The 6,876-nt window shown below is 72.6% G+C and carries 8 protein-coding genes; all 8 read left to right on the forward strand.

What is annotated here, in order from left to right; all coding sequences use genetic code 11:
• Positions 1-89: 89 nt before the first annotated feature.
• The 8 genes from FB454_RS22520 (at position 90) to FB454_RS22555 (ending at position 6,618) form a co-directional block, all read left to right on the forward strand.
• A complete protein-coding gene (locus FB454_RS22520) occupies positions 90-818 on the forward strand; it encodes a FadR/GntR family transcriptional regulator (RefSeq protein ID WP_013286510.1) in 729 nt (242 codons plus the stop codon).
• Positions 815-1,642: a sterol desaturase family protein gene (locus FB454_RS22525; protein ID WP_013476653.1), complete on the forward strand. Its 828-nt coding sequence runs from the start codon at positions 815-817 to the stop codon at positions 1,640-1,642. Before FB454_RS22520 ends, FB454_RS22525 begins: the two co-directional genes overlap by 4 nt.
• On the forward strand, positions 1,639-2,313 hold the full coding sequence (locus FB454_RS22530) for a lysoplasmalogenase (protein WP_145823421.1): 675 nt from the start codon (positions 1,639-1,641) through the stop codon (positions 2,311-2,313). The genes FB454_RS22525 and FB454_RS22530 overlap by 4 nt, the downstream gene beginning before the upstream one ends.
• Positions 2,286-2,777 carry an SsrA-binding protein SmpB gene (smpB, locus tag FB454_RS22535; RefSeq protein ID WP_013286513.1) on the forward strand — a complete coding sequence of 164 codons (492 nt, stop codon included), beginning with the start codon at positions 2,286-2,288 and terminating at the stop codon, positions 2,775-2,777. Before FB454_RS22530 ends, smpB begins: the two co-directional genes overlap by 28 nt.
• Before the next feature lie 42 nt (positions 2,778-2,819).
• Entirely contained in the window at positions 2,820-3,368 is a 549-nt protein-coding gene (locus tag FB454_RS22540; protein ID WP_145823422.1) for a DinB family protein, read from the forward strand.
• A gap of 47 nt (positions 3,369-3,415) precedes the next feature.
• Positions 3,416-3,991, forward strand: a complete 576-nt coding sequence (locus FB454_RS22545) for a helix-turn-helix domain-containing protein (protein ID WP_145823423.1) — start codon at positions 3,416-3,418, stop codon at positions 3,989-3,991.
• A gap of 17 nt (positions 3,992-4,008) precedes the next feature.
• Positions 4,009-5,268, forward strand: a complete 1,260-nt coding sequence (locus FB454_RS22550; RefSeq protein ID WP_486485443.1) for an MFS transporter — start codon at positions 4,009-4,011, stop codon at positions 5,266-5,268.
• A gap of 114 nt (positions 5,269-5,382) precedes the next feature.
• Positions 5,383-6,618 (forward strand): ricin-type beta-trefoil lectin domain protein, encoded by a 1,236-nt coding sequence (locus FB454_RS22555; RefSeq protein ID WP_145823425.1) that lies wholly within the window; start codon positions 5,383-5,385, stop codon positions 6,616-6,618.
• The last annotated feature ends 258 nt before the right edge of the window (positions 6,619-6,876 follow it).

Here is a 6,876-nt window from a genome sequence, read left to right on the forward strand (position 1 = left end):
GTGACGGCTGCGGCACGCACCGGCCGCCCCCGAAATCCACTGGTACAACCAGTTGACGGGTTGATGTGTTCGGGGCCACACTTCTGCGCATGACCTTCGATCCCGCGCCTCGTGTCTCGGTCTCCGACCACGTCTTCGGGCGGCTGCGCGACGCGATCGTGTCCGGCCGGTACGCACCGGACGAGACGCTGCCCGGCGAGCGGGAGCTGGCCGGCGCGTTCGAGGTCAACCGGCACGCGGTCCGGGAGGCGCTGCGCCGCCTGCAACAGCTCGGCCTGGTCCGGGTCAGCCAGGGCGGCGCGACCCGGGTGCTGGACTGGCGGGTCCACGCCGGGCTGGACCTGGCGCTGTCCCTGGCCCGCTCCACTGACGTACTCCCGGTCGAGACGCTGGTGCGCGACATGCTGGAGATGCGGGCCTGCGTCGGGATCGACGCGGCCCGGCTCTGCGCCGAGCGCGCGGACGCGGCGGTCGTCGCCGCCCTGGTCCGGGCCGCCGAGGAGTACGGCGACCTGGCCCCCGACCTGGACCTGATGAACGAGGCGAACATCGCCATCTGGCGGCTGGTCGTGCGCGGCAGCGGTAACACCGCCTACCAGCTCGCGTTCAACAGCCTCGTGGCTGGCACGTTCGCGGTCGGCGACGTCCCCCCGGACGCCCGCGCGGCCGAACTGCTGGACGTGGCCGGGCACCGCCGTCTCGCCGCGTCGGTCGCCTCCGGTCAGGGCGCGGCGGCGGCCCGGCACGCCCGGGCGCTGCTGACCGCGCCGGTCACCACCCCCACCACCCCCACACCCGGAAGGAAAGCGCGCGCATGATCCCCGCCGTGCTGTACGCCGTCCCGGCGTTCCTGCTCCTGATCGTCATCGAGGCGGTCTCCTACCGCTTCCTGCCCGACGACGACGAACGCGGCTACGAGCTGCGCGACACCACCACCAGCCTGTCGATGGGGCTGGGCAGCCAGATCATCGGCTTCCCGTGGAAGCTGCTCACAGTCGGCCTGTTCGCGGCGCTGTGGACCGTGGCGCCGGTGCACCTGTCGCCCGGCGACTGGTGGACCTGGGTGATCCTGTTCTTCGCCGACGACCTGGCCTACTACTGGTTCCACCGCTCGCACCACGAGGTACGCGTGCTCTGGGCCAGCCACGTCGTGCACCACTCCAGCGTCTACTACAACTTCTCCACCGCGTTGCGGCAGAGCTGGACGCCGATGACCTCGCTGCCGTTCTGGCTGCCGCTGGCGCTGCTCGGCATCCCGCCGTGGATGATCTTCCTCCAGCAGTCGGTCAGCCTGCTGTACCAGTTCTTCCTGCACACCGAGCGGATCAACGTGCTGCCCCGGCCGATCGAGTGGATCTTCAACACGCCGTCGCACCACCGGGTGCACCACGGCTCGAACACCGAGTACCTGGACCGCAACTACGGCGGCATCCTGATCGTCTGGGACCGGCTGTTCGGCAGCTTCGAGCCGGAGCGGGCCACCGCGCGCTACGGGCTCACCAAGAACATCGGCACCTACAACCCGCTGCGGGTGGCCACCCACGAGTTCGCCGCGATCTGGTCCGACGTACGCCGGGCCGACTCCTGGCGGCACCGCCTCGGTTACCTGTTCGGCCGTCCCGGCTGGCAGCCGGCCCGATGAGGCGCTCCTGGCTGCTGCCCCTGTTCGGGCTGGTCGCGGCCGTCGAACTGGTCGGGGTCGCGCTCGACTCGACCGCGCTCCAGTGGCTGGCCAAGCCGCTGCTCGCGCCGGTGCTGCTGGCGTACCTCTGGGCGCACCGGCGCCGCGTCGACGCGGTGGCGGTCGGCCTGGTCGCCGCCACCGCGGGCGACGTCGCCCTGCTCCTGCCGGGAGACACCGCGTTCCTGGCCGGCATGGGCTTCTTCCTGGTCACCCAGATCGCGTTCATCACCGCCTTCGTCCGGTACCGGCGTGCCCGGGGCGTGGCGTGGGCCGGTTACCTGCTCGCCTGGGCCGGCGCGAACGCACTGCTCTGGGGCATGCTCGGGCCGCTGCGGCTGCCGGTGCTCGGCTACAGCCTGGCGCTGTGCCTGATGGCCGCCGCCGCGACCGGGGTGTCCGCGCGGGTCGCCGCGGGCGGGGCGCTCTTCCTCGTCTCCGACCTGCTCATCGGCGTGGGCGCGGCCGGTGTGGACCTGCCCGTGCGGGGCCTGCTGGTGATGACCACCTACTGCGCCGCGCTGCTGCTCATCACCACCGGCTGGGTGGCCGCGGCGCGCCCGGCGACCGGCCCGCAGCCACCCCCGGCGGGTACTCTGCTCGCGTGGCCAGGGAGAACGGGCGCAAGCTGATCGCCTCGAACAAGAAGGCGCGGCACGACTACGACATCCTCAAGACGTACGAGGCGGGCATCGTGCTGGCCGGCACCGAGGTCAAGTCGCTGCGCGAGGGGCGGGTGTCGCTGGTCGACGCGTTCGCCCAGGAGCGCGACGGCGAGATCATGCTGTACGGCCTGCACATCGCCGAGTACGGCTTCGGCACCTGGACCAACCACGCGCCCCGGCGCACCCGCAAGCTGCTGCTGCACCGGGTGGAGATCGCCCGGATCCTGGAGAAGCTGCGCGACGGCGGCATCACGCTGGTGCCGCTGTCGATGTACTTCGCCGACGGCTGGGCCAAGGTGGAGCTGGGCCTGGCCCGGGGCCGCCGGTCGTACGACAAGCGCCAGGCGCTGGCCGAGCGGGACGCCAAACGCGAGATCGCCCGGGAGATGGGCCGCCGGCTCAAGGGCCGGACGGCGGCGCGGCGGGGCTGAGCGGGCCGTTTTCTGTCCCAGGGCGGTGGCACGCTGAGGCGCATGACCGATCTGACCTGGAACCCGCTGCTCCGCGAGCAGCTCACCTGGCACTGGACCTACCAGTTGCGCGACCGCCTCGCCGGGCTCCCCGACGCCGAATACCTCTGGGAGCCGGTCCCCGGCTGCTGGAGCGTGCGCCCGCGCGGCGACGACGGCATTCCGGCGATCGACTTCGCGATGCCGCAACCGGACCCGCCGCCGTTCACCACCATCGCCTGGCGGCTGGCCCACGTCATCGTGGGCGTGCTGGCCATGCGCAACGCGTCGCACTTCGGCCGCGCGCCCACCGACTACGGCTCGTTCCCCTACTCCCCGACCGCGGCCGGCGCGCTGGCCCAGCTCGACGAGGAGTACGCCGCCTGGACGGCAGGGGTCGAGGCGCTCGGCGAGGACGGCCTGGCCCGCCCCTGCGGCCCGGCTGAGGGGCCGTTCGCCGACGTCCCGATGGCCACGCTCGTGCTGCACATCAACCGGGAGGTGATCCACCACCTGTCCGAGGTGTGCCTGCTGCGCGACCTGTACCGCCACACGCCGGAAGCGGCGCGATAAATACAAGACTCCTTGTACATCATTCCTTGTCGGTCTAGCCTGGCGGCATGACTGACGGAACCGGCAACCGGCGGGTGAGCGACCCGCGAGCCATGCGGGCGCTGGCCCACCCCACCCGGCTGCGGCTGCTCGGCGAACTGCGCCTGCGCGGCCCGCAGACGGTCGGCATGCTGAGCGAACGGACCGGCGAGGCGGTCGGGTCGGTCAGCTACCACGTCGGCAAGCTGGCCGAGCACGGCTTCGTGGCCGAGGCGCCCGAGCTGGCCCGGGACCGGCGCGAGCGGTGGTGGCGGGCCGCGCACGCCACCACCGACTGGGATCCGCTCGAACTGCTGGACGACCCGGAGCGCCGGCTCGCCGGCAACATGCTGCGCCAGGCCGCCATGCAGCGCTATGTGGACCGCTACCAGGCGTACCTGGAGTCGGAGGCGAGCCTCGACCCGGCCTGGGTACGCGGCACCACCAGCAGCGACATCGTGCTGCGCCTGACGCCGGAGGAACTGGTCGAGCTGCGCGACGAGCTGTCCGCGCTGGGCCGGCGCTGGCAGGAACGCGGCGCACCCGGCCGGGCCGGCGCCGAGATGGTCACACTGATCTGGCAGGCGTACCGGGGGCCGCAGTGAACCGCGACCGCCGACCGTTGGCCGGACTGCTGATCGGGCACGCCGTCTCGCTGACCGGCAACGTGCTCACGCTCATCGCGCTGCCGCTCTACGTGCTCGCCGAGACCGGCTCGCCGGCGGCCACCGGGCTGGCCGGCGCGTTCGCCACCGCGCCGGTGGTGCTCGGCGGCGCGTTCGGCGGCGTGCTCGTCGACCGGATCGGCTACCGGCGGTCCAGCGTGCTCGCCGACGTGGTCTCCGGCGTGACGATCGCCGCCGTACCCCTGCTGCACTCCACCGTCGGCCTGCCGTTCCCGGCGCTGCTGGCCCTCGTCTTCGTCAGCGGCCTGCTGGACACGCCGGGGCAGACCGCGCGCACCGCGCTGCTGCCGGAGGCCGCGGCGGCGGCCGGGGTGCCGATCGAGCGGGCGGCCGGGTGGGAGGACGCGACCTCGCGCGGCGCCCGGATGATCGGCGCACCCTTGGCCGGCCTGCTGGTCGGTGTGTTCGGGGCGGTGCCGGTGCTGGCGCTGGACGCGGTGACGTTCGCCGTGTCGGCGCTCGTGGTGACGCTGCTGGTCCCGCGTGGCCTGCGACCGTCCGACGACGGCAGCGAGCCGGAGACCGGCGGCTACTGGCGGCAGTTCGCCGCCGGGCTGCGCTTCCTGGTCCGGGAGCCGCTGCTGCGCGCCATGGTCCTGCTGGTGCTGGTGACGAACCTGTTCGACGCGGCGAAGAGCAACGTGCTGCTGCCGGTGGTCGCCGAACGGGAACTCGGCGGGCCGGCCGCGTTCGGCCTGCTGGTGGGCGTCATGGGCGGCGGCGCGCTGGTCGGCTCGCTGGTGTTCAGCGCGATCGGGCACCGGCTGCCCCGCCGGGCCACGTTCGTCACCGCGTACGTGCTGTGCGGCGCCCCACCACTGTGGGCGCTCGCCGCCGCGCCGCCGCTGCCGGTGGTGGCCGTCGTGGTGGCGATGGCCGGGCTGGCCGCCGGCGCGCTCAACCCGCTGATGGGCGCGGTCCAGTTGGAGCGGGTGCCGCCGGCCATGCGGGCCCGGGTGTACGGCGTGATCGGCGCCGGCGCGTGGGCGGCCATGCCGGCCGGCGCGGTCGGCGCGGGATTCGCCGCGGACCGGTTCGGCCCCACGTCCACGCTCGTCGTGATGGGCGCCTGCTACCTGCTGGTGGTGCTGACGCCGCTGCTGGGCGGCCCGTGGCGGGACATGCGCCGATCCACTGTGGTACGGCAGCGGGAGCCCGAGCCGACGTCGGAGCGCCAGCGGGAAGCGCTCTCTTGACATCGACCGACTTCATTCATACCTTCATCGAAGTCTATTTGTATGGTTTGTTAACCGTTGGGCGGGGCCGGCCGCCGTGACGGTAACGGCCACCACCCCCGCAGGAGGCGCCCCGTGCGCACCATCCGTACCCTCGCCGCCCTGGCGGTGACAGCGGTCGGCCTCACCGCCGCCCTCACCGCCGTCCCCAGCACCCCGGCGGCCGCCGCCCCCGGCGCGGTCACCTGGTCCGACGACTTCAACGGCCCGGCCGGGGCCGCCCCCGACGCGAGCAAGTGGCGCTACGACATCGGTGGCGGCGGCTGGGGCAATAACGAGCTCCAGTACTACACGAACAGCACCCGCAACGCCGCGCTCGACGGCAACGGCAACCTGGTCATCACCGCCCGCAAGGAGAACCCGGGCGGCTACTCCTGCTGGTACGGAAGCTGCCAGTACACCTCGGCCCGGCTGCTCACCAACGGCACGTTCGCCCAGGCGTACGGGCGGTTCGAGGCACGCATCAAGGTCCCGCGTGGACAAGGGCTGTGGCCGGCGTTCTGGATGCTCGGCAACGACATCGGCACGAACCCGTGGCCCGGCAGCGGCGAGATCGACATCATGGAGAACGTCGGCTACGCCCCCTCGACCGTCTGGGGCACGCTGCACGGCCCCGGCTACTCCGGCGGCGGCGGCGTCGGCGCGTCCACCTCGCTGCCAGGCGGCCAGTCGCTCGCCGACGCCTTCCACACGTTCACAGTGGACTGGGCGCCGGACTCGATCACCTGGTACCTCGACGGCGTCGCGTACTCCCGCAAGACGCCCGCCGACATCGGCGGCAACCGCTGGGTCTTCGACCACCCGTTCTTCATGATCATGAACGTGGCGGTCGGCGGCAACTGGCCCGGCTCGCCGGACGGCAGCACCACGTTCCCGCAGACCATGACCGTCGACTACGTCCGCGTCCAGGCCTGGGACAACGGCGGCGGGGGCACCGGCGGCCAGATCGTCGGGTACGGCAACAAGTGCGTGGACGTGGCGAGCGCCAGCACCGCCAACGGCACCCCGGTGCAGCTCTGGACGTGCAACGGCACCGCCGCCCAGCGCTGGACCTGGAACGCCGACGGCTCGGTCCGCGCACTCGGCAAGTGCCTCGACGTGGCCGCCGGATCGACCGCGAGCGGCGCCAAGGTGCAGCTCTACGACTGCAACGGCACCGGCGCGCAGAAGTGGGTGTTCAGCGCGGCCGGGGACATCGTGAACCCCCAGGCGAACAAGTGCCTGGACGCGACGGGTCCGAGCTCGGCCGACGGCACCCGGCTGCAGATCTGGGACTGCACCGGCGGCGCCAACCAGAAGTGGCGGCGCTGACCGGTCCCCGACCCGGGGCGGGCGGCACCCCGCCCGCCCCGGCGCCCCTCATCCCCGCCCCCGCCCCCGCCCCCCGCCCCCGCCCTCCCTCCCCCTCTCCCCCGCGATCTTGCACTTTCGGCCCGAGCGGTGACGTGAATGTCCCATTCGCCCGGGCACAAACTGCAAGACGCTTCTATGTCTGTGGTGATCGGTTCGGCTGATTGCCGTTAGGGTTCGGCGTTGGTGATCACTTGGGTGGCTCTTCGTTGATCCGGC

This window comes from Micromonospora sp. CNZ297, assembly GCF_007827625.1.

What these genes read in the sequence shown, in the direction of transcription:
- FB454_RS22520 (WP_013286510.1), top strand. Translation starts at nt 90, where the DNA reads ATGACCTTCGATCCCGCGCCTCGTGTCTCGGTCTCCGACCACGTCTTC.
- FB454_RS22525 (WP_013476653.1), top strand. Translation starts at nt 815, where the DNA reads ATGATCCCCGCCGTGCTGTACGCCGTCCCGGCGTTCCTGCTCCTGATC.
- FB454_RS22530 (WP_145823421.1), top strand. Translation starts at nt 1,639, where the DNA reads ATGAGGCGCTCCTGGCTGCTGCCCCTGTTCGGGCTGGTCGCGGCCGTC.
- FB454_RS22540 (WP_145823422.1), top strand. Translation starts at nt 2,820, where the DNA reads ATGACCGATCTGACCTGGAACCCGCTGCTCCGCGAGCAGCTCACCTGG.
- FB454_RS22545 (WP_145823423.1), top strand. Translation starts at nt 3,416, where the DNA reads ATGACTGACGGAACCGGCAACCGGCGGGTGAGCGACCCGCGAGCCATG.